Raw genomic sequence first — 913 nt, forward strand, 5'->3', positions numbered from 1 at the left:
TGGTGGCAATGGCGGAGGGGTTCCACGCGTACCCATCTCGAACACGACCGTTAAGCCCTCCAGCGCCGATGGTACTTGGACCGCAGGGTCCTGGGAGAATAGGACGTCGCCAAGCAAACTGAAGAAGTACTGTTGATATGTTGAATATCGGCAGTGCTTTTTTGTGTATCATGGAGTTTTCAGGCGCTCTGGCAGTTTCGGTATTTGTCGGCATCTGTTTTGGCTACTTTAAGAAATAGTAATATTTTTCGTTGAATACATCATGTAAACCACCGACAGCTGAGCACTGCCAGTTGAACGTTGCCGGCCGAATCCTGCCAGCTAAACACCGCAAATGAAATATGTTAATATCGACGCTGCTTCTCATAGCTGGCTGAACACTGTGGCTAAATACTGCCAACTAGATATTGATTAACTGTATACTCAGCTAAACACTGCCAACTGAATATTGATTAACTGTATACTCCAGCTAAACACTGCCAACTGAACGTTGCCGGCTGATTCCGGGATGCTTCAAATTCTGCCCATCTCCACGGCTTCAAAGCTAAGAAAAAGCAAGGCAACTCTCGATTTGATCGAAAATTTTCATCGTTCAAAGGATCGCTAAAGGTAGAAGTTAGGACTAAATGTATTTCATGCAGTAATTATGCCTCTTTTGTTAAAAGGTACTCGAACTAAATGTAATTCATACATCAAGTCTTCCTCAATTCGCCTAAATTCTTATAATAGCCGCAAACTAAATGTAGGTTTTACAGTTAGCTTTCCGCAATAGACCAAAAGCTTGTCAACTAAATGTAGGTTTGCAGCTAGAATAAAAAGTGGACAGTCCTTAAGTGAACCTAGATAATAATCCTTAAGGGAGAGATGTCCGGATGGAACGTAATAGTTACAGTGAAGAGTTTAAGAAGCAGAG

The 913-nt window shown here is 42.4% G+C and carries 1 rRNA gene; it reads left to right on the forward strand.

Annotation, left to right across the window (positions count from 1 at the left end):
• Nucleotides 1-115: ribosomal RNA gene (gene rrf, locus BN2762_RS00015) — 5S ribosomal RNA — on the forward strand; the annotation flags it as partial.
• Nucleotides 116-913: the final 798 nt, after the last annotated feature.

Source organism: Paenibacillus ihumii (genome assembly GCF_001403875.1).
Classification (GTDB): Bacteria; Bacillota; Bacilli; order Paenibacillales; family Paenibacillaceae; genus Fontibacillus; species Fontibacillus ihumii.